Source organism: Burkholderia sp. MSh2 (genome assembly GCF_000731655.1).
GTDB classification, from domain to species: Bacteria; Pseudomonadota; Gammaproteobacteria; order Burkholderiales; family Burkholderiaceae; genus Burkholderia; species Burkholderia paludis.
The window spans coordinates 60,803-84,165 of record NZ_JPGM01000041.1 but is presented as its reverse complement, the minus strand read 5'-3'; the positions used below and the strand labels follow the sequence as shown (position 1 = coordinate 84,165).

23 protein-coding genes are annotated in these 23,363 nt (G+C 69.6%); 15 read left to right on the top strand and 8 right to left on the bottom strand.

The features are described 5' to 3' along the window. Positions 1 to 75: 75 nt before the first annotated feature. Positions 76 to 1,317 (top strand): voltage-gated chloride channel family protein, encoded by a 1,242-nt coding sequence (locus GQ57_RS25135; RefSeq protein WP_034199346.1) that lies wholly within the window; start codon positions 76 to 78, stop codon positions 1,315 to 1,317. Between the two features lie 29 nt (positions 1,318 to 1,346). Beyond that, entirely contained in the window at positions 1,347 to 1,682 is a 336-nt protein-coding gene (locus tag GQ57_RS25130) for a hypothetical protein (RefSeq protein ID WP_235215128.1), read from the top strand. Positions 1,683 to 1,696: 14 nt separating this feature from the next. Here the strand turns inward: GQ57_RS25130 and GQ57_RS25125 are convergent, their stop codons facing one another. Together GQ57_RS25125 and GQ57_RS25120 are read right to left on the bottom strand one after the other, a co-directional pair. Further along, complete coding sequence (locus GQ57_RS25125) at positions 1,697 to 2,410, bottom strand: riboflavin synthase (RefSeq protein ID WP_034199345.1); 714 nt, start codon at positions 2,408 to 2,410, stop codon at positions 1,697 to 1,699. A 211-nt stretch (positions 2,411 to 2,621) separates the two neighbouring features. Next, entirely contained in the window at positions 2,622 to 4,484 is a 1,863-nt protein-coding gene (locus GQ57_RS25120) for an ABC transporter ATP-binding protein (protein ID WP_031399853.1), read from the bottom strand. A 490-nt stretch (positions 4,485 to 4,974) separates the two neighbouring features. On the opposite strand from GQ57_RS25120, the gene GQ57_RS25115 reads away from it, so the two are divergent. Continuing rightward, positions 4,975 to 5,856: a Dyp-type peroxidase gene (locus GQ57_RS25115; protein WP_031399852.1), complete on the top strand. Its 882-nt coding sequence runs from the start codon at positions 4,975 to 4,977 to the stop codon at positions 5,854 to 5,856. 89 nt (positions 5,857 to 5,945) lie between these two features. Here GQ57_RS25115 and GQ57_RS25110 read toward each other — a convergent pair whose 3' ends face one another. Together GQ57_RS25110 and GQ57_RS25105 are read right to left on the bottom strand one after the other, a co-directional pair. Beyond that, positions 5,946 to 6,347, bottom strand: a complete 402-nt coding sequence (locus GQ57_RS25110) for an OsmC family protein (protein ID WP_034199344.1) — start codon at positions 6,345 to 6,347, stop codon at positions 5,946 to 5,948. Positions 6,348 to 6,445: 98 nt separating this feature from the next. Next, positions 6,446 to 7,369: a LysR family transcriptional regulator gene (locus tag GQ57_RS25105; protein WP_034199343.1), complete on the bottom strand. Its 924-nt coding sequence runs from the start codon at positions 7,367 to 7,369 to the stop codon at positions 6,446 to 6,448. 496 nt (positions 7,370 to 7,865) lie between these two features. Here GQ57_RS25105 and GQ57_RS25100 point away from each other — a divergent pair, with 496 nt between their 5' ends. The 6 genes from GQ57_RS25100 to GQ57_RS25075 all read left to right on the top strand — a co-directional run bounded on the left by GQ57_RS25100 (position 7,866) and on the right by GQ57_RS25075 (position 13,846). Next, positions 7,866 to 8,936 (top strand): helix-turn-helix domain-containing protein, encoded by a 1,071-nt coding sequence (locus tag GQ57_RS25100; protein ID WP_031399849.1) that lies wholly within the window; start codon positions 7,866 to 7,868, stop codon positions 8,934 to 8,936. Further along, positions 8,885 to 10,201 (top strand): Nramp family divalent metal transporter, encoded by a 1,317-nt coding sequence (locus GQ57_RS25095; RefSeq protein ID WP_031399848.1) that lies wholly within the window; start codon positions 8,885 to 8,887, stop codon positions 10,199 to 10,201. The genes GQ57_RS25100 and GQ57_RS25095 overlap by 52 nt, the downstream gene beginning before the upstream one ends. 81 nt (positions 10,202 to 10,282) lie before the next feature. Then, a complete protein-coding gene (locus GQ57_RS25090; RefSeq protein ID WP_031399847.1) occupies positions 10,283 to 10,873 on the top strand; it encodes a phosphatase PAP2 family protein in 591 nt (196 codons plus the stop codon). 435 nt (positions 10,874 to 11,308) lie between these two features. After that, positions 11,309 to 12,097, top strand: coding sequence for an SDR family oxidoreductase (locus GQ57_RS25085; protein WP_031399846.1), 789 nt, complete (start codon positions 11,309 to 11,311; stop codon positions 12,095 to 12,097). 37 nt (positions 12,098 to 12,134) lie between these two features. Next, positions 12,135 to 13,151, top strand: a complete 1,017-nt coding sequence (locus GQ57_RS25080; protein ID WP_031399845.1) for an NADP-dependent oxidoreductase — start codon at positions 12,135 to 12,137, stop codon at positions 13,149 to 13,151. Between the two features lie 173 nt (positions 13,152 to 13,324). Then, positions 13,325 to 13,846 carry a hypothetical protein gene (locus GQ57_RS25075; protein WP_034199342.1) on the top strand — a complete coding sequence of 174 codons (522 nt, stop codon included), beginning with the start codon at positions 13,325 to 13,327 and terminating at the stop codon, positions 13,844 to 13,846. A 58-nt stretch (positions 13,847 to 13,904) separates the two neighbouring features. Here the strand turns inward: GQ57_RS25075 and GQ57_RS25070 are convergent, their stop codons facing one another. The 4 genes from GQ57_RS25070 to GQ57_RS25055 all read right to left on the bottom strand — a co-directional run bounded on the left by GQ57_RS25070 (position 13,905) and on the right by GQ57_RS25055 (position 18,384). Next, positions 13,905 to 14,957: an AI-2E family transporter gene (locus GQ57_RS25070; protein WP_031399843.1), complete on the bottom strand. Its 1,053-nt coding sequence runs from the start codon at positions 14,955 to 14,957 to the stop codon at positions 13,905 to 13,907. Between the two features lie 265 nt (positions 14,958 to 15,222). Continuing rightward, positions 15,223 to 15,807 (bottom strand): BPSL1445 family SYLF domain-containing lipoprotein, encoded by a 585-nt coding sequence (locus tag GQ57_RS25065; RefSeq protein WP_034199341.1) that lies wholly within the window; start codon positions 15,805 to 15,807, stop codon positions 15,223 to 15,225. A 52-nt stretch (positions 15,808 to 15,859) separates the two neighbouring features. Further along, complete coding sequence (locus GQ57_RS25060) at positions 15,860 to 16,246, bottom strand: DUF883 family protein (RefSeq protein ID WP_031399841.1); 387 nt, start codon at positions 16,244 to 16,246, stop codon at positions 15,860 to 15,862. Positions 16,247 to 16,581: 335 nt separating this feature from the next. Further along, on the bottom strand, positions 16,582 to 18,384 hold the full coding sequence (locus tag GQ57_RS25055; protein WP_034199340.1) for an ExeM/NucH family extracellular endonuclease: 1,803 nt from the start codon (positions 18,382 to 18,384) through the stop codon (positions 16,582 to 16,584). A 202-nt stretch (positions 18,385 to 18,586) separates the two neighbouring features. Between GQ57_RS25055 and GQ57_RS25050 the strand changes: the two genes are divergently transcribed. From GQ57_RS25050 to GQ57_RS25025, 6 genes are all read left to right on the top strand, one after another. Then, complete coding sequence (locus GQ57_RS25050; protein ID WP_031399839.1) at positions 18,587 to 18,940, top strand: YciI family protein; 354 nt, start codon at positions 18,587 to 18,589, stop codon at positions 18,938 to 18,940. A 124-nt stretch (positions 18,941 to 19,064) separates the two neighbouring features. After that, a complete protein-coding gene (locus GQ57_RS25045; RefSeq protein ID WP_034199339.1) occupies positions 19,065 to 19,487 on the top strand; it encodes a YciI family protein in 423 nt (140 codons plus the stop codon). 31 nt (positions 19,488 to 19,518) lie between these two features. Next, entirely contained in the window at positions 19,519 to 19,935 is a 417-nt protein-coding gene (locus GQ57_RS25040) for a VOC family protein (RefSeq protein ID WP_031399837.1), read from the top strand. Next, complete coding sequence (locus GQ57_RS25035) at positions 19,932 to 21,200, top strand: RNA polymerase sigma factor (protein WP_034199338.1); 1,269 nt, start codon at positions 19,932 to 19,934, stop codon at positions 21,198 to 21,200. Before GQ57_RS25040 ends, GQ57_RS25035 begins: the two co-directional genes overlap by 4 nt. A 264-nt stretch (positions 21,201 to 21,464) precedes the next feature. After that, complete coding sequence (locus GQ57_RS25030; RefSeq protein ID WP_031399835.1) at positions 21,465 to 21,887, top strand: rubrerythrin family protein; 423 nt, start codon at positions 21,465 to 21,467, stop codon at positions 21,885 to 21,887. Between the two features lie 120 nt (positions 21,888 to 22,007). Continuing rightward, the gene (locus tag GQ57_RS25025) at positions 22,008 to 23,345 is read left to right on the top strand and encodes a heterodisulfide reductase-related iron-sulfur binding cluster (RefSeq protein WP_034199353.1); all 1,338 of its coding nucleotides are present in this window, start codon (positions 22,008 to 22,010) and stop codon (positions 23,343 to 23,345) included. Positions 23,346 to 23,363 lie beyond the last annotated feature (18 nt).

Here is a 23,363-nt window from a genome sequence, read left to right as displayed (position 1 = left end):
GTCGTCAGGAGGTCGCAGGCCGTCCATGCGGTATTCTGCCGCCCAGGTTTTGATGTTCCGTCGAATCTGGAAATCATGTTTTTCAAGACTTCTGCCGATCTTTTCTCGAGCGTGCGCTACGTATGCCGCTGGCTCGCGCTCTCGGCCCTGCTCGGCGTGCTCGCCGGCACGGCATCCGCCCTGTTCCTGATCGCGCTCGACTGGGCGACCGGCACGCGCGTGGCTCATCCGTGGCTGCTGTGGGGGCTGCCGGCCGCCGGTTTCGCGACCGGGTGGATCTATCATCGTTTCGGCCAGTCCGTCGCGCGCGGCAACAACCTGCTGATCGACGAGATTCACGACCCGAAGGCGCTCGTGCCGAAGCGGATGGCGCCGCTCGTGCTCGTCGCGACCGTCGTCACGCATCTGTTCGGCGGCTCGGCGGGCCGCGAGGGCACGGCCGTGCAGATGGGCGGCGCGCTGGCCGACCGGATCACGCACGTGTTCCGCCTCGATCGCGAGCATCGTCGCGTGCTGCTGATGGGCGGCATCGCGGCCGGTTTCGCGTCGGTGTTCGGCACGCCGCTCGCGGGCGCGGTGTTCGGGCTCGAGGTGCTGGCGATCGGGCGCGTGCGCTACGACGCGCTGCTGGCCTGCGTCGCATCGGCGATCGTCGCGGACGTCGTATGCCGCGCGTGGGGCGTGCATCACACCGTCTATGCGATTCCATTCGTGCCGGCCGTGTCGGCGACGGGCCTGGCCGTGACCGTCGTCGCGGGCATCGCGTTCGGCGTCGTCGGGCGGCTGTTCGCGTTTGCGACGCACGCGCTGACCGCGTGGTTCCGGCGCGCGGTTCGCCATGCGCCGCTGCAGCCGGTGCTGGGCGGGTTGCTGGTCGCGGCGGCCGCCACCGTGCTGAACGTGCCGCAGTATCTCGGGCTCGGCATTCCGACGATCGAGGCCGCGTTTCACGGCCCGCTGCCGCTCTACGATTTCGCGGGCAAGTTCGCGTTCACCGTCGTCACGCTGGCGTCGGGGTTCAAGGGCGGCGAAGTGACGCCGCTGTTCTACATCGGCGCGACGCTTGGCAACGCGCTCGGCCAGGTGCTGGCGCTGCCGGTGCCCGTGCTGGCGGGGCTCGGCTTCGTCGCGGTGTTCGCCGGCGCGGCCAATACGCCGATCGCATCGACCATCATGGCGATCGAGCTGTTCGGCGCGGATATCGGCGTGTACGCGATCGTCGCGTGTGTCGTCGCGTATCTGTTTTCGGGGCACGCGGGGATCTATCGCGCGCAGCGCGTGGCGGTGGGGAAGGGCGCGCAGGTCGAGGCGGAGTGAGGCCGCCGGACACCAACGGGATACACAGGATGACAGTGGCCGACTTTCTGACCGAAGCGAACCGCCTTGCCAGGCCCTGCCTTCGATACCGCTTCGCGGATGGCGACGCACCCGTCGCCGGCTACCGGCATGGCGTCGAGGCCGGCGCATTGTGCATGTCGTTCGAGCGCGACGGCGTGTGGCTGAACGTGTATCTCGACGAGGACGGCACGTCGGGCCGGGTGGAAACGGCCGCGCATCCCGTCCGTTCGGCGCGCCCGCTATGCCGCTCCGACGCAATCCCGCTCCCGCCGGTCGACGCGGTGTTCCGTTTCGGCTCCGCCGCGCTCGGAAGCCGGTATTCGGTGATCCAGCGCATCACCTGAAACACCGGCGGGCGTTACGGCTTCGGCAGTCGCGCGACGTGGCGGGCCAGCAGCTCCTCGATGTCGACGCCTTTCTCCGCCAGCACCGCGGTGACGACACCCGTCAATTCGCCGAGCGTTTCCCTGACCGATTCGCGGATCGTATCGACGACCACCTGCGTGCTGCGCTCGATCTCGATGTTGACCTTGTCGTTGACGCCCTTCGCATCGAAGGTCGTCGCGCGTCGCGTTTCCGGAATCAGCCAGATCTCGAACCAGCCTTCGTCGCGATTGACGTCCGACACGGTGAGGCTGCAGCCGTTGATCGCGATGTAGCCCTTCGCGAACACGTATCGCTTGAACTCGGCCGGCACGCCGATGCGGATCATCCGGTTGTGCTCGGACGTCGCGATGTGCAGGATGGTGCCCGGGAAGTCGACGTGGCCGGACAGCGGATGCCCGCCGATTTCCGCGCCGTCCTTCGCGGCCCGCTCCACGTTGATCCGCGAGCCGGTCGACAGGTCGGCCAGCGTGGTGATTTTCAGGCTCGGCAGCATCACGTCGAAGTCGATCAGCTCCGGCGAATGGATGGTCGTCACCGTCAGGCACACGCCGTCGACCGAGACGCTGGCGCCGATCTCGATGTCGTCCGTAAACCGTTCGGGGAAGGCGATGCTGAAGGTTCTCAGCTCCCCGTGATCCTTGATGGCCTGGATGACGCCAACGCCCTGGACAATTCCTGTAAACATGGTCGATCCCTCGTCGCAAATTTCCTGGCCGACATGATAAGTGATCCCGGAAGCGACGACTCGCGACGCGCGGTTCCGGGGCGCCCCGCAGGGGCCGCGCACACAAAAAGGGCCGTGCGCCCGGCACGGCCCCGATCTCGAACCTGACCCGCTGACGGCCGGGGCCCGGCGGCGGCAACCCGCCATCGGGCCCCGGCGCGACGGGCCGCCGTCAGGCCTCGGCCGGTTCGTCCAGCGAGCCGGCGTCGTGGTCGGCCGCGCGCGGCGGCGCATCGGCGAGCCCCTTCGCGAGCTCCAGCGCCTGCCGCTCGAACAGCCGGCGATAGATGCCGCCGTCGATACGGATCAGCGCGTCGTGGCTGCCTTCCTCGACCACCTTGCCGCGATCGAGCACCAGCAGCCGGTCGAGCGCGCGCACGGTGGACAGCCGGTGCGCGACCACGAGCGTCGTGCGGCCGACCATCAGCCGCTCCATCGCCTGCTGGATCAGCACCTCGCTCTCGCTGTCGAGGCTCGACGTCGCCTCGTCGAGGATCAGGATCGGCGCATCGGCGAGGAACGCGCGCGCAATCGCGACACGCTGGCGCTCGCCGCCCGACAGCTTGATCCCGCGTTCGCCGACCAGCGTGTCATAGCCGTCCGGCAGTGCGGCGATGAAGTCGTGCGCGCTGGCGAGCCGCGCCGCGCGTTCGATTTCCGCGCGGCTCGCGCCGGGGCGCGCATACGCGATGTTCTCCGCGAGCGTGCGGTGGAACAGCACGGGCTCCTGCTGGACGATCGCGATCTGGCTGCGCAGCGAATCCTGCCGCACGTGCGCGATGTCCTGGCCGTCGATCGTGATGCGGCCGCCCGACACGTCGTACAGGCGCTGGATCAGCTTGATGAAGGTCGTCTTGCCCGACCCCGAGTGGCCGACGAGGCCGACGCGCTCGCCGGGCGCGATCCGCATCGAGAAGTCGTCGTACAGCGGCACCGGATGGCTGCCGTAGCGGAACGTCACGTGCTCGAAGCGGATCTCGCCCTGGCCGATGCGGATGGCCGGCGCGCCGGGACGATCGTCGATGCCGAGCGGCTGGGATTCGAGCGCGACGAGTTCCTCCATGTCGTTCACCGAGCGCTGCAGGTTGCGGATGTGCATGCCCACGTCGCGCAGGTAACCCTGCAGCATGAAGAACATCGTCAGCGCGAACGCGATGTCGCCGACGCTCGCCTCGTCGTTCGCCCACAGCCGCAGCGCGACGCCGATCATCGCCGCCTGCATCGCCACCAGCATCGCGCCCTGCAGCCCGCCGTTGAACGTGCCGCGCACCCATGTGCGGCGCGTGCGCTGCCGCCATTTGTCGATCACGCGTTCGAGCCGCGCTTCCTCGCGCGCTTCCGCGCCGAACGCCTTGACGACCGCGTTGCAGCTCACGGCATCGGCGAGCGCGCCGCCCATGCGCGTATCCCACAGGTTGCCGAGCCGCGCGGCCGGCGCGACGATGCCGAGCGATACCGCGACCGTCACCGCGATATACAGCAGCGAGCCCGCGCCGACGACGAGCCCCATCGCGGGCCAGTGCGTGCCGAGCAGCACGGTGGCGCCGACCAGCATCGCGACCGACGGCAGCAGCGCGATCAGCACGGTGTCGTTCAGCAGGTCGAGCGCCCAGATCCCGCGCGTGATCTTGCGCACGGTCGAGCCCGCGAAGCTGTTCGCGTGCCAGTCGGTCGAGAAGCGCTGTACGCGATGGAACGACGCGGCCGCGATCTCGCTCATCATTTTCAGCGTGAGCGGGATGATGTTCAGGTACACGCCCTGGCGCAGCACCGTCGCGCCGAGGCCGAGCGCGGCGAGCGTGCCGAAGGCGGCGAGCGCCGAATGCCACGCGGCGGCCCGGTCGGTCACGCCGGCCGACAGGGCGTCGACGAGGCGGCCCGCGAACAGCGGCGTGAGCACGTCGACGAGCGCGGCGAGCAGCGCCAGCGCCACGACCGTGGCGATGCGGGCCGGCTGCTTGCGCCAGTAGCGGAAGGTGAAGCCGAATACGGCCTGGAATGCATGGCCGCCCTGACGAGTGGTTTTCTGGGTCATGTATCGTTGCCCGGCGCATCGCGCGACGGGACTTTCCGGTTCGGAGAACATCGAAAACGCAACAGCCGGAGCCGCGCAAGGACACGCGGGCGAAACGGAACGGGCTGTCAGGAAAAGGCGCGGCCGACGGGTTGGTGAAAAGCCCGGGAGCCGGCGCGGACGGCGGGCTGGATCAGCTGCGCCGCGGGACCACGTTCGGGAAGGTGGCTGGCATTGGCAACATCTGCACCTCCCCTGAAGTGAACGGTTGAAAGGACGCCGAAAAGACGTGGAAAGATTCTATCAGCAGTGCCCGGCGCGCCGCAACGTCTGACGAATGCGGCGTTGCCGCGTCGATACGGTTGGCATTCAGGGTTCCGGCCCTTTTGTCGCGGGCCTCGCGCGGCGCGGCGGCGCATGGGCCGGCGTGCGCATCGATTACACTTCAGCGTTCGCAGCGCGGGACGATGCAGCCCGCGCGGATTCACCACGATACATTCCTGAGGAAACGATGAGCGACGTTCAGCAAGGCATCCTGACCCCGATCGATACGGCGGCCCGATACCTCACTTTCACGATTTCGAACGACGGCAACGTGGCGGCGGCGCTGGCCGCGCTGCGCGAGATCGTCGACGGACGCGACACGGTCGTCGGGTTCGGGCATGCGCTGGCCGCGCACCTGGGGCGTCCGGTTCCGGGCCTCGTCGAATTTCCGGCGTTCAAGGTGCAGGACCGCACGCTGCCGGCGACGCCGGCCGACGTGTGGGTCTGGCTGCGTGGCGACGACCGCGGCGAGATCGTGCTGCGCGCGCGGGCGATCGAACGCGCGCTGGCGCCGGCGTTCGCGCTGCAGGACGCCGTCGACGGTTTCCGCTATTCGAACGATCGCGACCTGTCCGGTTACGAGGACGGCACCGAGAACCCGGATGGCGACGCGGCGGTGGCTGCGGCGATCGTCGCGGGGCAGGGCGCGGGGCTCGACGGCGCAAGCTTCGTCGCGGTCCAGCAATGGCTGCACGACTTCGACCGGATGGAGCGCATTCCGTCGGGCGACATGGACAACATCATCGGGCGCCGCCGCTCGGACAACGAAGAACTGGACGATGCGCCCGAGTTCGCGCACGTGAAGCGCACCGCGCAGGAAAGCTTCGAGCCCGAGGCATTCATGCTGCGCCGTTCGTCGCCGTGGTCGGATGCGCGCCGCGCGGGCCTCTATTTCGTCGCGTTCGGCAACTCGTTCCGCGCGTTCGACGTGCAGATGCGCCGCATGAGCGGCGCGGAAGACGGGATCGTCGACGGCCTGTTCCGCTTCACGCAGCCGCTGACGGGCGCCTACTTCTGGTGCCCGCCGATGAAGGGCGGCAAGCTGGATCTGTCCGCGCTCGGACTGTAAGCGCGAGACCGGATCGACGAACGGGCGGGGCGTGCATCATGCGCGCCCCGCCCGTTTCGTTTCGGCGCGACGATCGTGCGCCGCGCGTGTCAGCCCAGCGTCGTGTCGATCCGCGTGCCGCGCTTGATGAACTGCGTGACCGGCGTCTTCTCGCAGATCTCGGCGAGGCGCTGGCGTTGCGCATCGTCGAGCGGGCCGTCGAGCGTCACGACGCGGCGCACGTATTGCGTGCCGTCGCGATCGGCATGCAGCTCGGTGCGCACGTCGATGCGCGCGGCCGGCCACGCCTTGCGCTGCATGTACATGCGCAGCGTCGCGGCCGTGCATTGCGCGAGACCGGCCAGCACGAACTCGTACGGCGCGGGCCCGCGATCCTGGCCGCCTTCGCGCGAAGCCTCGTCGCCGGTCAGCGCGTGCGTGCCGGCCTGCAACCGGACGATGTAGTCGGGCGCGTCGGCATCGAGGACGGCGGCGGCGTGGATGAGCGGCATGGCAGGTCTCCGGGAAGCGGGCAAGGAAAAACGGGCGCCGCATGGCGGCGTGCGGCCGTCAGCATACCGTCCCGGCCGCGGCGGCGTGCGCTGCGCGGCTACGCGTCGGCCGCGCCGGCGCTGTGGCGCACGAGTGCGGCGACGCGTTCGCGCACCCACTGGTGCGCACGATCGGCGTCGCGCGATTCGTGCCAGTAGGCGAGCAGCGGGAACGGCTTGAGCCGCAGCGGCAGCGGCTGCACGACGATCGGCAGCAGCGCGGCCATCCTCAGCGCATAGGTGTGCGGCAGCGTGACCAGCAGGTTGCCGGCCGCGGCGATCTGGCATGCGGCGAAGTAGTGCTGGCAGGTGAGCCGGATATCGCGGAAGCGGCCGTCGTTGCCGAGCAGCACGTCGAGCGATTGCGGCTCGCCGAGCGACGACACCGCGATGTGCCGCGCCGCGAAATAGTCGCCGCGCCGCAGCGGTTCGCGCGCCAGCGGATGATCGCGGCGCAGCGCGACGACGAGCGAATCGTCGAGCAGGTGTTCGGTGGCGATGCGCGGGCCGGTCGGCACGCGCCGGTCGACGACGAGATCGAGATTGCCCGATGCGAGCTCGCGCTCGATGTCGGTCACGGCAATGCGGCGGCTCACGAGCCGCAGGCCCGGCGCCTCGTCGGCGAACGCTGCCACGATCCGCGGCAGCGCGATCGATTCGAGCACGTCGCGAATGCCCACCGCGATGCTCAGGTCGAGCGTTGCGGGATCGAAGCCCGACGGCGCGCGCGCGGTGCCTTGCAGGCCCTTCAGGTGCTGCTGCACGTCCGCGATGATCGCGCGCGTGCGCTCGGTCGGCACGACGCGGTTGCCCTGGCGCACGAACAGCGGATCGTCGAAATGCGCGCGCAGCCGGTTGAGCGCATGCGTGACGGCCGGCTGCGTGAGATGCAGCGCACGGGCGGCCGCGCTGATGCCGCCATGCACGTAGACGGCGTCGAGCACGCGAAACAGGTTCAGGTCGAGTCGGTGATCGGCGGGCACGGGGGCGGGCGGCGTGATGAATCGTGGGCCGATTCTAATGGATGTGCGGGCAACGGAGGCGCGGGTTCGCGTGCGCGGCGAACGGAGATGCCGGCTGCCGGCCGGGGCCGTTTCAATCGCGCCGCGGCGGCGGCTTCGTCGCGCTGCCTGACGCCGCGCGCCGCTGTCGAACAGGCCTGCCGAAACGCACCCGATCGCCACCTGCGACGGTGCCGGCATGCGCGCATTCGCGCAGGCCGGCCGGCGCCGTCCGACAGCCTGTAGTAATCCGCCATGATGCTGTCCGCGTCGGCCATTTCGCGCCAAACGCGCAATCCGTTCGGCTAAGATGCCGTCGCTTCATATTTCGGGATAGCCGTCCTGTCGAACGCATTCAAACCAAATATAAGCCCGACAGTTCGACGGTATTACAAGAAAGTCGAAACAAGCGGGGGCTTGGCCAGTGAATGCAGCAGATCAGAGATGGGTCGTTATCTATTTGAGCACGGGGTTTTCGTTGGCTCAGGCCGCGCGACTCGGCGAGGTTTTCAATCTGGCGAATCGTCTGCACGCGTACAGTGCCGATTACCAGTTGAAGTACGTATCCGAAACCGGCGGGCTGCTGCAGTCGTCGTCCGGCGTGAGCATTGCGGCCGATCCGCTCGGCGACGAGCACGGGCGCCGCGCGCTCGCGTTCTTTCATCTTCACGGCGACCGCGCGGCCGTCAATTGGGATGACGCATTGCAGCGACGCCTGACCGACATTCGCCGTCGTGCGCGCTGGATCGTCGATGCGATGGACCTGCCCACGCTCGCGGCGGTGCAGCGGCCGGCGGCGATGCTCGACGGGCTGCCCGGCAGGGCGGGGCAGCGTACCGCGACGACGGTCGAACTGAACGGCGGCGAAACGGACGTGTTCGCCGTCGTGCTCGACATGTTCCGCGCCGATCTCGGCGATCGCGCCGCGCAGGAGATCGCCAGCAACATGATGCGGCCGGTCGAGCAGCGCTACGTGCAGTCGATGTGGGCGTTTCGCGAGCTGAGCGCGAGCCCGTCGATCCGGACGTCGGTGCAGCAGTTGCGCGCGCAGAGCGTGAACCGCACCTCGATCGCGAACATCGCGCAGGCGGTTGCGATGAGCGAGCGCAACTTTCTGCGGCGCTTCAAGAAGGAGATCGGCGTGACGCCGACCGAGTTCGTCCAGCACGTGCGGCTCGAGCGCGCCTGCCACATGCTGGTCCACACGACGCTGCCGGCCGACAAGGTCGCGCGCCGCACCGGGTTCGGCAGCGGCGAGCGGCTCGCGAAGCTGTTTCGCCAGCGCATGCTGATGTCGCCAACCGAATTTCGCGTGTCCGAGCGCGAAAGGCTCCATGCGCGCGGCACCGTGCCGGTCGATGCGGACGACGGCGAGGGGCACGCGTCCGCGTGCGGCCACGATGCCGGGGCGGGTTGCGCGGCGTGCGCCACCGTGCGGGAGGCAATCGGACGGATACCCGTAGAATCGACCTCTCGCGATCTCGATTCCCGGTTTTCATGCCACTCCTCCCTACTACCGCCACTGCCCCTTTCTGCCCGTCGGAAGTAAAGGGCAGTATCACGATCGACGCCGGCGCGCCGCGCTGGCAGAAGCTCAAGCGTTTCTTCGGCCCCGGCCTGCTGGTCGCGATCGGCTACATGGATCCCGGCAACTGGGCGACCGACATCCAGGCCGGTTCGCAGTTCGGCTATTCGCTGCTGTGGGTGGTCGCGTTCTCCAGTCTTGCGGCGATCTTCCTGCAGATGCTCGCGGCGCGGCTCGGCCTCGTCGCGGGCCGGGATCTCGCGCAGGCCAGCTACGACCGCTACGGCCGGTTCGGCCGCGTCCTGCAGTGGGTGACCGCCGAAGTGTCGATCGTCGCGTGCGATATCGCGGAAGTCCTCGGCTGCGCGCTCGCGTTCAAGCTGCTGCTCGGCGTGCCGCTCGCGTGGGGGATCGTGCTGACCGCGCTCGACACGGTGATCGTGCTCGGCCTGCAGGGCAAGGGGTTCCGGCAGATCGAGGCGATCGTGCTCGCGCTGATCGCGACGATGGCGTTCTGCTTCGTCGCGCAGGTCGCGATCACGCCGCCGGACTGGCACGCGGTGGTCGGCGGGCTCGTGCCGGGAGACCCGGGCCACGACCGCAAGGACGCGATCGTGCTCGCGCTCGGCATCGTCGGCGCCACGATCATGCCGCACAACCTCTACCTGCATTCGTCGGTCGTGCAGACGCGGCGCGTGGTCGGCGGCGCGCGCGGGACGATTCGCGACACGCTCGCGCTGGTGCGCATCGATACCTGCGTGTCGCTGTTCGTCGCGATGCTCGTCAACGCGGCGATCCTGATCGTCGCGGGCGCGGCGTTCCATGCGACGGGCCAGCACAACGTGACCGACATCGAGCAGGCCTACAAGCTGATTACGCCGATCGCGGGCGGGGCGGCGGCGCTGCTGTTCGGCATCGCGCTGCTCGCGTCGGGGCAAAGCTCGACGCTCACCGGGACGATCGCGGGCCAGGTGATCATGGACGGTTTCCTGCATACGAAGATCCCGTGCTACCAGCGCCGGCTGATCACGCGCGGGCTCGCGCTCGTGCCGGCGCTGATCGGCGTGCTGTGGCTCGGCGACGGCTCGGTCGGCCAGTTGCTGGTGTGGAGCCAGGTGCTGCTGAGCCTGCAGCTTCCGTTCGCGATGTGGCCGCTGATCCGGACCGTCAGCGATCGCTCGGTGATGGGCGAGCACGGGATCGGGCGCGGGATGCAGGTCGCCGCGTGGGCGCTGTTCGCCGTGATCACCGGCACGAACCTGCTGCTGATCACGGGTGTCGCAGGCTGATACAGCCTGTCACAGGATGAAACAGGCGCGCCGTGCGCATGCGGTAAACTGCGGCCTTTCGATAGCCCTCCGAAGTCCGTCATGTGGAGTGAAATCAGCAACCTCGGCGATGCCGCGCTGACCCTGCCGATCGCGCTGACGTGCGCGGCATGGCTCGCGCTGGCCGACTGGCGCCTCGCCGTGCGCTGGGGCGTGCTGCTCGCCGCCGGCATGGGCCTGGTCGGCGCAACCAAGATCCTCTACGCCGGGTGCGGCATCGAACTCCCCAGCTTCGATTTCCGCGTGATCAGCGGCCATACGATGCTGTCGACGTCCGTGTGGACGGTCGCGCTGTCGATGCTGTGGCAGGCGTTCCGGCCGGGCAAGGCGCCCGGCATCGCGGCCGGGCTGGCCATCGGCGCGGTCACGGCCGTCGCGCGCGTGTTCGATCACTCGCACACCGTTCCCGAAGTCGTCGTCGGCTGGATGCTCGGCGCGCTGGTCGCGCTGGCGTTCCTGCGCCGCTACGACGGCGCGCGGCAGCGCGCAGTGTCTCCGCGTGTCGCGGCCGTCTGCCTGCTGCTCGTGTCGGGCATCGCGTACGGGCACCGCGCACCGTTCCAGCAGATGATCGACACGCATTCGCCGCAACTCTGCGCGTTCGTGCGCGCGCCGTCGGGCGACAGGTTCTGACGGTCGTCGCTCATCGGTCGCTGCCGGCGATCGCGCGGCGGTTCCCCGTATCGTTCTCCCGGTTGCATCCCGCCCGTCGCGTCCCGCGATGCGCCACCTCCTGAGCCGACGAACCGGCCGGTCCGCAGGATCGGCCGCGTCCGCTCGCGGATCGCCGCGGGCGGGCGAAGGTCATGATTCCCGTTGATGACCGGGCATAACGAATATTCATTTCATCGATTGGCGGCATTCGCGTACGCTGGCTGTCGTTCGACCGGGGGCGGCTGCCCGGTCCGTCGGGCGCGTGCCGCGTCCGTCTCGATATACTCGCGGAAACCACGGCGCGCGTCGTGGCGTCGACGCACCGGCAACCGGCCCGCGTCGGCCCGGCGGCGACAGGCGGTCCGCCGTCGCGGCAGCGTTGCGCGCCGACGATTCACGATAGGAGCAGGTCACATGACAGTCGTTTCTCCGCGCCTTGCCGGCAAGTGCGCATACATCACGGGCGCCGCGGGCGGCCTCGGCCGCGCGATCGCGCGCCGGATGGTCGAGCAGGGCGCGCACGTGTTCGTGACCGACATCGCCGACGCGGCGGTGCTCGATGCCTTCGCGCAGGAACTCAACGCGGGCCGTGCGAAGCCGGTCGCGTTCGCGGCGACCCAGGACGTGCGCGACGAAGCAAGCTGGCAGGCGCTGCTCGCGCAGGCGAACGAGGCGATGGGCGGGCTGTCGGTGCTCGTCAACAATGCGGGCGTCGGCTCGATCGGCTCGCCCGCGCAAATCGAGCTGAACGAGTGGCGGCGCGTGATGGCGATCAACGTCGAGAGCATCGTGCTCGGCTGCAAGCACGCGCTGCCGTATCTGGCCGCCAGCCATCCGGCCTCGATCATCAACATCTCGTCGGTGGCCGCGTTCAAGGTCGAGCCCGATTTCACCGCGTACAACGCGTCGAAGGCGGCGGTCGCGTCGCTGACGAAGTCGGTCGCGATCGACTGCGCGCGCCGCGAGCTCGACGTGCGCTGCAACTCGATTCACCCGGCGTTCATCCGCACGGGGATCGTCGAGCCGCTGTTCCAGACGCTCGGCGAACGCGACGCGACGCGCAAGCTCGCACGCGGCATCCCGCTGCGCCGGCTCGGCGAGCCGGACGACGTCGCGCATGCGGCGGTCTATCTCGCGTCCGACGAGAGCCGCTTCGTGACGGCCGCCGAACTCGTGATCGACGGCGGCATGTGCGCGGTCTGACGCGCATCCCGAACCACAACGACCGGAGGAGAACCTCGTGTCCACACCCGTGAACCGCCAGCTGTTGCTGAAGACGCGCCCGGAAGGGCGGGTCGGCCGCGAACACTTCTCGCTCGTCGAGGCGCCGGTGCCGGCGCTCGCGGACGGCGAGGTGCTCGTGCGCGTGCTGTACCTGTCGATGGACCCGACCAACCGCGTGTGGATGAGCGACGTGCCGCAGTACCTGCCGCCCGTCGCGATCGGCGAGGTGATGCGCGCGCTCGGCATCGGGCGCGTGGTGGCGTCGCGGCACGCCGGTTTCGCGGCGGGCGATCTCGTGCAGGGGCTCGTCGGCTGGCAGGACTACGCGGTCGTACCGGCCGACCAGGCCGCGCAGCTCGTGAAGCTGCCGGCGCAGTCGGGCCTGCCGCTGCCCACGCTGCTCGGTGCGTGCGGGATGAGCGGACTGACCGCGTATTACGGGCTGACCGATATCGCGCCGGTGCAGCCGGGCGAGACGCTCGTCGTGTCGGCGGCGGCCGGCTCGGTCGGCTCGATCGCCGGGCAGATCGGCAAGATCCACGGCGCGCGCGTGGTCGGCATCGCGGGCGGACCGGACAAGTGCCGCTACCTGACCGAGACGCTCGGCTTCGACGCGGCCGTCGACTACAAGGCCGACGATTTCCGTCAGCAACTGAAGGCGGCGACGCCGGACGGCGTGCACGTCGACTTCGAGAACGTCGGCGGCGAGGTGATGCGCGCGGTGCTGTCGCGCATGGTGATCGGCGGTCGCGTCGCGCTGTGCGGCGTGATCTCGAACTACAACAGCGGGCGCGCGGCGGACGACGTCGGCGTGCTGATCTCGAAGCGGCTGACGATGCGCGGCTTCCTGATCCTCGACTACCGCAAGAGCCGCGAAGCCGTGCAGACGCTCGCGGGCTGGCTGCGCGACGGCCGGCTCAAGGCCGAGGAGACCGTGGCCGACGGCCTCGAGAACGCGCCCGACGTGCTGAATCGCCTGTTCGACGGCGACCATCGCGGCAAGCTCGTGCTGCGGGTCGATCCGGACGCCTGACCGTCCCGCGGCGTGGCGCGCGAGGCCGCGCGCCTGCTCGATCAACCGGGGCTCAGTTTAGGACCAGTCCCATATCCTTCCCGGGCGGCCCTCCCTACAGTGATTGCCGGCGAACAAGCGGCGTGACCGATGTGTCACGCCGTTTTTTTCTGGTCTCGCGACAGGGAGAGGGCATGCGAAACAGGACAAAGCGGACGGCATCGGCGGTGGCGCGCAACCGGGCGGCGCGCGGTGCTGCCGCCGGTGCGGCGCGAATGATGGCGATCGGGCTCGGCGTGGCATTGGCGATGTCGAATGCGGCGGCGGGCGAGCCTGCCGCGCCGGGCGGCGTCGTGCGTTTCGCCGGTGCGCTCGTCGATCTCTACGACGTGACGTTCGTCACACCGTCGGACGCGGTGGTGGAAGGGCGGGAAGTCGCGGCCGGCGGCGCGGCGGCCACGCTGCGGTTCGATGCGCATGGCCGGCGTTTGCCGGGCGCGCAGGTGACGCTGGTCGGGGTCGACGGCGCGCCGTTCGCGCCGGATGCCGGTTCGGGTGTGCGCGCAACCTGGCGCGACGCGCACGATGCGCGAGGCGTGCCGCTGACATCGGGGCGCGGCCATCGCGTGGGGCCGTACGGCGGCGTGCTGACGGTGGCGGCGGATGAAGAAACGGGCGCCGTGGCGCCCGTCGTGATCCGCATCCGTCATCCGTGACGGCCGCCGCCCGCGGTGGCGCGGAGGGCCGGCCGTCGCGCGCATGGCGCGCGGTGCGTCATTCGCCCTGTTCCGAACGGGCGTAGATGTCCCAGCTCGCCATGAACAGCGCGGCGACGAGCGGCCCGATCACGAAGCCGGTGATGCCGAACAGCGCCATCCCGCCGAGCGTCGAGATCAGCACGACCCAGTCGGGCATCTTCGTGTCCTTGCCGACGAGGATCGGGCGCAGCAGGTTGTCGACGAGGCCGATCACGCCGACGCAGAACGCGACGAGGATCGCGCATTTCCAGAACGCGCCGATCATCACGAAGTAGAGCGCGGCAGGCACCCACACGAGGCTCGCGCCGATCGCGGGCAGCAGCGACAGGAACGCCATCAGCGCGCCCCACAGCACGACGCCCTCGATCCCGAGGATCCAGAAGATCAGGCCGCCGAGCGCGCCCTGCACGAGCGCGACCGCGATGTTGCCCTTCACGGTCGCGCGCACGACCGTCGTGAATTTTGCCAGCAGCAGGTTCTTGTGCTCGTCGTCGAGCGGCAGCGCGCGGCGCACGCGGCGGCCGATCTCGCCGCCGTCGCGCAGCAGGAAGAACACCATGTACAGCATCACGCCGAAGCTCACGACGAACTGGAACGTGTTCTGGCCGATGCTGAGCGCCTGGGTGGCCGCGAGCTGGCTGATCTGCGCGGCGCCGTCGGTCAGCCTCTTCTGGATGCCGGGAAGGTTCGACAGTCCGTACTTCTGCAGCAGGTGCTGGATCGACGACGGCAGCGCGTGGATGATGTCCTGGAAGTATTGCGAATAGTTCGGCTGCGCGGTCTTGATTTCCTGGTACACGTATGCGATTTCCTGCACGAGCGTCGCGGCGACGAACACGAGCGGCAGGATCACGATCAGGACGATCAGCGACAGCGTCAGGAGCGCGGCGAGGTTGCGCCGCTTGCCGAAGCGCGCGGCGAGCCACCGCTGCACGGGCTGGAACAGGATCGCGAGAATGGTGCCCCAGAACACGGCGCCGGAGAACGGCGCGAGGATCCAGCAGAGCCCGACGGTGACCGCGGCCAGCAGGAAATAGAAGAATTTTTGGTGATCGTGTCCGCTATCCATGGATGACATTCGCGCAGATTGATGCGTGGTTTGATTGAATTCCGTTGTCCCGCGCGCGATCGGTTCTCGAACGTCGCGGGTGCGCGGCAAAATGCGCCGCGGGGCGGCCCTCCGCGGGCGGCCATCCGCCGGGCGGCCCGATCCGGAGTATGCCCGCAAAGGCGCCGCCATCATAGCCGCTGCGCGCGGCCCATGCGACAACGCCGCGGCCGGGGCCGCGGCGTTGCCGGAACGCGGACGCGGCGCGACGCCGCGTGCCGCATCGTCAGATGTCGAGCCTCGTGACCTTGGTGCCGTTGACCGACAGGTCGCCCATCAGGCCGGCGTTGGTCAGGACCAGCACCTCGACCGGCGCGGTGGCCGTGGTGGTATCGATCGCGCCGTTCGCGCCGACCTTCACGACCGCGACCGACGCGTCGGCGCCGGCGGCCCACCCTTCGGACTTGCGGAACGCGTCGAGAGAATCCTGCGTCATGAACAGGAACACGATCGCCTTCGACTGCGCGCCGGCCTGCAGGCCGACCGACAGCGACGACGTGTTGTAGTAGCCGACCGTGCTGCCGCCGACGCGCAGCGCGCCGTTGCCGGACTGGCCGCCGACGATGAAGCCGGCCTGCAGCACGTTCGGGAACACGAGCACGCCGCGCGATTTCGCGACGAGCTCACGCGAACCCGGCACCGTCGAATAGAGGCGCGACAGCGTCGCGTTGACGCTGGCGTCGATCGACTGGCGTTTCGACGCGCTGGTCGCGGCGTTCTCGGGTTTGTCGGGGGTGGTCGTGCAGCCGGCGAGCGCGAGGCTGCCGAGCATCACGGCGGCGGCGGCTTTCATGACAAGGGTCTTTTGCATGGCGATTCTCCTTCGTTGTCTGAGTGAGGGCGAACGGGGCGGGCAGCGCCGTTCAACGGCGGGCGAGGAGCAGGCCCGCCACGAATGCGAGGCCGGCCACGACGCCGGCGGTTTGCCACGGGTTGTCGCGCACGACCTGCGACACCCGTTCGGCCGAATCGCGCAGCCGGGCCGCCGCGTTGCCCGATGCGTCGTCGAGCGTGTTGCGCGCTTCGTCGAGCCGGGATTGCACGCGCTTGCGCAGCGCGGCGATATCGCCGTCGCCATCGTTCTTCAGCAGGTCTTCCAGTTCGTCGACCAGCCCGCGCAGATCGTCGGTCACGTCGGCATGCAGGTCGCGGGCGGCCGAGCGTGTCGTGCGGCCCACGCGCCGGCCGGTGCGACGGATGTCGGCGAGGCCGCGGTCCAGCTTGTGTTCGATCGAGTCGGTAAGCGCCATGGTGGTTATCCTCCTTCGGTTCAAGGCTAATTTGAAGATAAGACGAATCCCAGCAACCAATCTGATTCACGTGGCCCGATTGAGTTTCGAGACAAACTTTCAACTCGTCGGCAGGATCGCCGCGAAGCCCCGCCGCACGGGGCGGCACGGCGGTTGTAACAATTTCGCATGTCTGGCGAATCCGCGTATCGGGCAGCGGTGCGCGGTGAATGTGCGGTAAATATGGCGTCTCCGGTATAGCCAGGTAAATAGTGCCGTTGCAGGCCTTGCGCCGGTGCAATTGCACTAGTCGGCACGGAGGCGACCCGCACGGTGCATGCCGTGCCGTTGGTCGGTCACCGGGCGCCGTCGTCAAGCGCGACGTCGACGACGACGGGGTCGTGGTCCGACGAGCGGTATGCATCGGGAGCGTAGTACGCTGCCCGCAGCGCGGGCGTCCGGTAGTCGGGCACGGGTTGCAGCGCGGCCGGCTCGTCGGCGTTGATGTGCCAGATGTGCGCGGCCTTCACGCGCGCGGCGAGCGCCGGGGTGGCGAGCGCGTGGTCGAGGCTGCCCGCTTCGCCGCGAAATACGTAGCTGTACGCAGCATCGCCGACGAAGCGCGCGACGAGGTTCGTGTAGCCGCGCGATTCGAGCGCGCGAAGCGGGTCCTCTTTCGCATAACTGTTCAGGTCGCCGATCAGCAGCACGCCGTCGGCCGCCGCGCCGGTCGGCGAAGTGGCGAGCCAGTCGGCGACGCGCGCGGCGGCCCGCGTGCGCGCCGCGTTCCAGCAGCCCTGGCCGTCCGACTGGTCGCGCTCGGCGCCGGTCGCGTTCGGGCAGTTCTTCGACTTCAGGTGATTGACCGCAACCGTGAGCGCGCGCGCGCCGCCGATGCGCCGGAATGTCTGCGCGAGCGGCGGGCGGTGCCGGCCGCCGAGCGCGACGGTGGCGGCGCGCCCGACCGGCTCGACCGCGCGGCTGTCGTACAGCAGCGCGACCGCGATCGTATCGCGGCCGAGCCGCGCGGCGGCGGGCTCGACCGCGCGCCAGCCGTCGCCGAGCTGCGCGGCGAGACGCCGTACGGCGCTCGCGTCGTCGTAGCCGTTGTTGGCGATTTCCATCAGCCCGATCACGTCGGCGCGCAGCGCGCGCAAGGCCGCGACGATCTTCGCCTCCTGCCGGGCGAACGCGGCGGGCGTTTTCGCGCCACGGTCGGCCGGCGCGTCGAATCCGCCGCCGTGGCCGTCGCCGTTGAAATAGTTGAATACGTTGAACGACACGATGCGCAGGTCGGCATCCGGATGCCGGGGCGGCGCACCGGTACGCGGATTCGCGGCGGCATCGAACACCGGCGCCGCGCCGGCAACCGGTTGCAGCCGCCACTCGCCGTGGCGCCACTCGAGCACGCCTTCGACGCCGCGTACCGTGTAGCCCGCGCGCAGCGTGTTGGCGGCGCTCAGGGCGGGCGGCGGATAGCGCACGGTTGCGGGGTCGCGGCGGCCGGAGCCGTCGTCGAGCACGATGCGGTTGCGCGCGTTGGCCGCCGCGAGCGCGGCGGCTTCGGCCGGCGGCGCGACCTGGGTCGGCATGCGCAGCCGGCCATTGCTGAGGACGAGGTTGCCGTAGCGGCCGAGTGCGTGGGTATCGCTGACCGTCAGCGTTTGCGGCAGGCGCACCCGCATGCCTTCGTGCGCGGCCAGCACGGCGGGCGTGGCGACCGGCAGCGTGAGCGTGGCCGGCGTGACCGACTGCCCGTGCGCGCACACGGTCACGTTGCCCGACAGCGTGAACTGCGTCCGGCCGTATCGCTCGTCGACGCGGCCCGTGAGATGCACGAGGTCGCCGGCTTGCGCGCGTGCGTTCGGCGCGTAGACGAACACGCCTTCCGGGATGCCCGGCCGATGGCGCCGTTGCGCATCGGCCTGCTGGACGAAGAAGCCGCCCAGGCCGTCCGCGCCGCCGAACGTCGCGGTGACGACCGCTTCGATCGACGTCGTGTGCCCGGCCAGCGGCGACGGGCCGCCGGCGGTGCGTAGCTCGACGACAGGCGTGGTCGCGCCGCCGCAGCCGGCGCTGACCGGCAGCGCGGCAGCGGCCGGCCGGGCGGCGGCCGAGACGAGGAGGGCGACGACAAGCGGCGGAAGCAGGCGTGACATGGAGGGCTCCTGATGAAGAAAATCCGGCGGTTCGGCAGGCATCTTGACGGCAAAATGTCAGGAAGCGGCTGAATTGGCCATCCGGCCAGTTCCGTTCGGCCAGGCAGGCAGGTCGCACGGCGGCTGCTACGCTTTTGCATCGGGCGGCGCATCCCGATCGCATGGCGAGCGCTGCCGCAACCCGTTCCCACAGGAGAGCTCCATGTCCTACATGCTGTTGATTGTCGAACCGACCGACCAGCGCGCCGAGCGCACGCTCGACGAAGGTCAGGCGCTGTACGCGCGGATGGTCGATTTCGCCGAGACGCTGAAGGCGCGCGGCGTGCTGCGCGGCGTCGAGTCGCTGGAGCGCGCCGAGCGTGGCACGCGCGTGCAGGTGCGCGACGGCGAGACGCGCCTGCTCGACGGCCCGTTCGCGGAGGCGAAGGAGATGGTCGGCGGCTTCTTCCTCGTCGACGTCGACACGCGCGAGGAAGCGATCGAGATCGCGCGCCAGTGCCCGGCCGCGCAATGGTGCACGGTCGAGGTGCGCGCGGTCGGCCCGTGCTTCCTGTGACCGGCGCGCCCCCGTATTTACCCTGATTTGTCACGGAACGTGTCGATCCGGCCGGACGCCGCCCGTCGTGCGGGTGAGGCGCCGATGAGGGCCGCCGCTTTTCACCCACGACAAGGAGTGCACGATGCGATTCATGATCATGATCCGGGCCAATGCCGTCAGCGAGTCCGACGCGTTGCCGGACAACCGGCTGGTCGAGGCCATGACCGTCTATCACGAGGAGCTGGCGCGGGCCGGCGTGCTGCTCGACGCGAACGGGCTGAAGCCGAGCGCATGCGGCTGGCGTGTGCGCTACGCGGGCGGCAAGGGCACGGTGGTCGACGGCCCGTTCGCCGAAACGAAGGAACTGATCGCGGGCTATACGCTGATCCAGGTGCGTTCGCGCGACGAGGCGCTCGAATGGACGCGCCGCTTCCCCGCGCCGTTCGGCGCCGGGATGGACTGCGAGATCGAGGTGCGGCCGCTGTTCGAACTCGACGACCTCACGCCGAGCGACGCGGTCGAGCGGTTCCGCGAACTCCATGTCGGCCGCGGCCACGCCGCCTGATCGCCTGATTCAATCCGCACCGGAGCAACCCATGCACAAGATGGTTTTCATCAACCTGCCCGTGGCCGACCTGCCGCGCGCGAAGACGTTCTACCAGGCGCTCGGCTTCGAGGTCGTGCCGGCCTATACCAACGACCAGGCCGCCTGCCTCAGGATCAGCGACACGATCTTCGCGATGCTGCTCGTGCGGCCGTTTTTCCAGACCTTTACCGACCGCACCGTCGTCGATCCGGCAACGCACGTGCAGGTGCTGTCGTGCCTGTCGTGCGAAAGCCCCGCCGAAGTCGACGCGGTCGTCGCGAAGGCGCGCGCGGCCGGCGGCACCGCGCCGCGTCCGCCGATGGAATATCCGGGCATGTACGGTCACGGGTTCGCCGATCCGGACGGCCACGCGTGGGAGCTGATGTACGTGGCGCAGGATGCGCCGGCCCCGGGGCACGCGTCGTGACGCGTGAGGCGACGCATCGTGCGATCGAGGCGGTGTGGCGGATCGAGGCGCCGAAGATCATCGCGCGCGCCGCGCGCGTGGTGCGCGACGTCGGCGTGGCCGAGGAACTCGCGCAGGACACGCTCGTCGCGGCGCTCGAGCACTGGCCCGTCGACGGCGTGCCCGACAACCCGGCCGCATGGCTGATGACGGCCGTGAAGCGGCGTGCGCTCGACCGGGTCCGGCAGGAGTCGCTCCATGCCGCGAAGCGCGACCAGCTCGGCCGCGAGATGGACGCGCTCGATGCGCACGTCGTTCCCGACATCGCCGACGCGCTTGCCGATGCGCGCGACGACGACATCGGCGACGACCTGCTGCGGCTGATCTTCACGTCTTGCCACCCGGTGCTGTCGACCGATGCGCGCGTCGCGCTCACCCTGCGGCTGCTCGGCGGGCTGACGACGGCCGAGATCGCGCGCGCATTCCTGACACCCGAGGCGACGATCGCGCAGCGGATCGTGCGCGCGAAGCGCACGCTTTCGGCGGCGCACGTGCCGTTCGAGGTGCCGGCCGCCGATGCGCGGCCCGCGCGGCTCGCGTCGGTGCTCGAAGTGATCTACCTGGTGTTCAACGAGGGCCACGCTGCGACCGCCGGCGACGACTGGACGCGTCCGGCGCTGTGCGACGAGGCGCTGCGGCTCGGCCGCGTGCTGGCCGGGCTCGCGCCGGACGAGAGCGAGGTGTTCGGGCTCGTCGCGCTGATGGAGCTGCAGGCGTCGCGCATGCATGCGCGCACCGACGCGCAGGGCCGGCCCGTGCTGCTGCTCGATCAGGATCGCAGCCGCTGGGATCCGCTGCTGATCCGGCGCGGCCTCGCGGCGCTCGAACACGCGACGACGCTCGGCGGCGTGCGCGGGCCGTACGCGCTGCAGGCCGCGCTGGCCGCCTGCCATGCGCGTGCGCGGCAGGCGGCGGACACCGACTGGGCGCAGATCGTCGCGCTGTATGACGCGCTCGCCGAAGTCGCGCCGTCGCCGGTCGTCGAGCTGAATCGCGCGGTGGCGGTAGGCATGGCTTTCGGGCCGGCCGCGGCGCTCGAACTCGTCGACGCGCTGCGCGACGATCCCGCGCTCGCGCGCTATCACTGGCTGCCGAGCGTGCGCGGCGACCTGCTGGCGAAGCTCGGCCGCGCCGACGAGGCGAGAGCCGAATTCCTCCGTGCGGCGGAGCTGACGCGCAATGCGCGCGAACGCGAATTGCTGCTCGGGCGCGCGACGGATGCATGACGAATGCATGACGGATACGCAACGCGCGCAGCCCGCGCGAGCAGGTCGCATCGCACGCCGCATTGCACGCCGCACGCTCCCGGCCGCGGGCGCCGCGCCACGCGCCAGCACTATCGCCCGGATTGAAAAAGCCTATTGGGGGATGCGAACGCGAGCGCCTAGATTGAAAAGCGCGACGCGCGCCGCCCGGCGTGCGCATCGCTCCCCACATACCTGATCGGCCCGGCCTCGTACGCGGCCGCGCCGACCTGCACGGAGGCGCAAATGGCTCAACTCAAGGGCAGCAGGACCGAAGAGAACCTGAAGGCGGCATTCGCGGGTGAATCGCAGGCGAACCGGCGCTATCTGTATTTCGCGTCGAAGGCCGACGTCGAAGGCCAGAACGACGTCGCCGCGCTGTTCCGCTCGACCGCCGAAGGCGAAACCGGCCATGCGCACGGCCATCTCGAATACCTGGAAGCTGTCGGCGATCCGGCCACGGGTTTGCCGTTCGGTTCGTCGCGGCTGAATCTCGAAGCGGCGATCGCCGGCGAAACGCACGAATACACCGACATGTATCCGGGCATGGCGAAGACGGCGCGCGACGAAGGCTTCGACGAGATCGCGAACTGGTTCGAGACGCTCGCGAAGGCCGAACGCAGCCACGCGAACCGCTATACGAAGGCGCTGGACAGTCTCGTCGACTGACGGGCCGCCGCGGGCCGCGCGGCATGGCCGCGCGACCGGCAAGCGGCCGGCTGTTCGTTCATCGCCGCCTGCTTGGCGCGGGCGGCGCCGGCGCGCATGCGCGCCACGCTGGAGCGTTCCATGCCCCACAAGGAAGGCAGTCTCGAAGCCCCGACCCGGCATCCGCTCGACTGGCAGTCCGAAACGTTCTACGACCCGGCCGCGATCGACGCGGAGATGACGCGCGTGTTCGACATCTGCGCCGGATGCCGGCGCTGCGTGTCGCTGTGCGGCGCGTTTCCGGCGTTGTTCGATCTGGTCGACGACACGCCGGCGGGCGATATCGAGGAAGTGCCGAAGGCGGCGTTCGGCAAGGTCGTCGACCAGTGCTACCTGTGCGACCTCTGCTACATGACGAAATGCCCGTACGTGCCGCCGCACGCATGGAACGTCGACTTCCCGCACCTGATGCTGCGCGGCAAGGCCGCGCGCTACCGGCGGGGCGAAGCGCCGCTGCGCGACAAGGTGCTGTCGAACACCGATGCGCTTGGCCACCTGGCCGGCATTCCGGTCGTCACGCAGACGGTCAACGCGGTGAACCGCACGCCGCCCGCGCGTCATGCGCTCGAGGCGGCGCTCGGCGTCGACCGCGACGCATGGCTGCCGGAATTCGCGACGCGCAAGTTCCGGCGCACGGCGAAGCCCTCGGACGGCGTGCCCGTGCGCGACGGCGAGCGCACGCCCGGCAAGGTCGCGATCTACGCGACGTGCTACGTGAATTTCAACGAGCCGGGCATCGGCCACGACCTGCTGGCAATCCTCGCGCACAACGAGATCCCGTACGAACTCGTCGCGCGCGAAGCGTGCTGCGGGATGCCGCTGCTCGAGCAGGGCAACCTGGCGGGCGTCGCCGCGAAGAAGGACCGGAACCTGCCCGTGCTCGAGCGCTATGCTCGCGAAGGCTATGCGCTGATCGGCGCGATTCCGAGCTGCGTGCTGATGTACAAGAGCGAGCTGCCGCTGATGTTCCCCGGCGACGCAGCCGTGCGCGCGGTGGCCGACGCCTTCTGGGATCCGTTCGAATACGTGATCGCGCGGCATCGCGACGGGCTGCTGAAGACCGATTTCAAGACGGGCCTCGGCACCGTGTCGTATCACGTGCCGTGCCATGCGCGCGTGCAGAACATCGGCCGCAAGACGGCCGACGCGCTGTCGCTCGTGCCGGATACGCGCGTGCACGTCGTCGAGCGCTGCTCGGGCCATGCGGGCACGTTCGGCGTGAAGAAGGCGTTCCATGCGGACGCGATGCGGATCGGTGCGCCCGTGTTCAAGGCGATGGCCGAACCGCAGCCGGATGTGGTGTCGTCCGACTGCGCGCTCGCCGGCCATCACATCGTGCAGGGCATCGACGAGCAGGGGCTGTCGCCGGCGCCGCTCGCGCATCCGCTCACGCTGCTGCGCCGCGCGTACGGCATCTGAGCCGCGGCCGGCCCACCC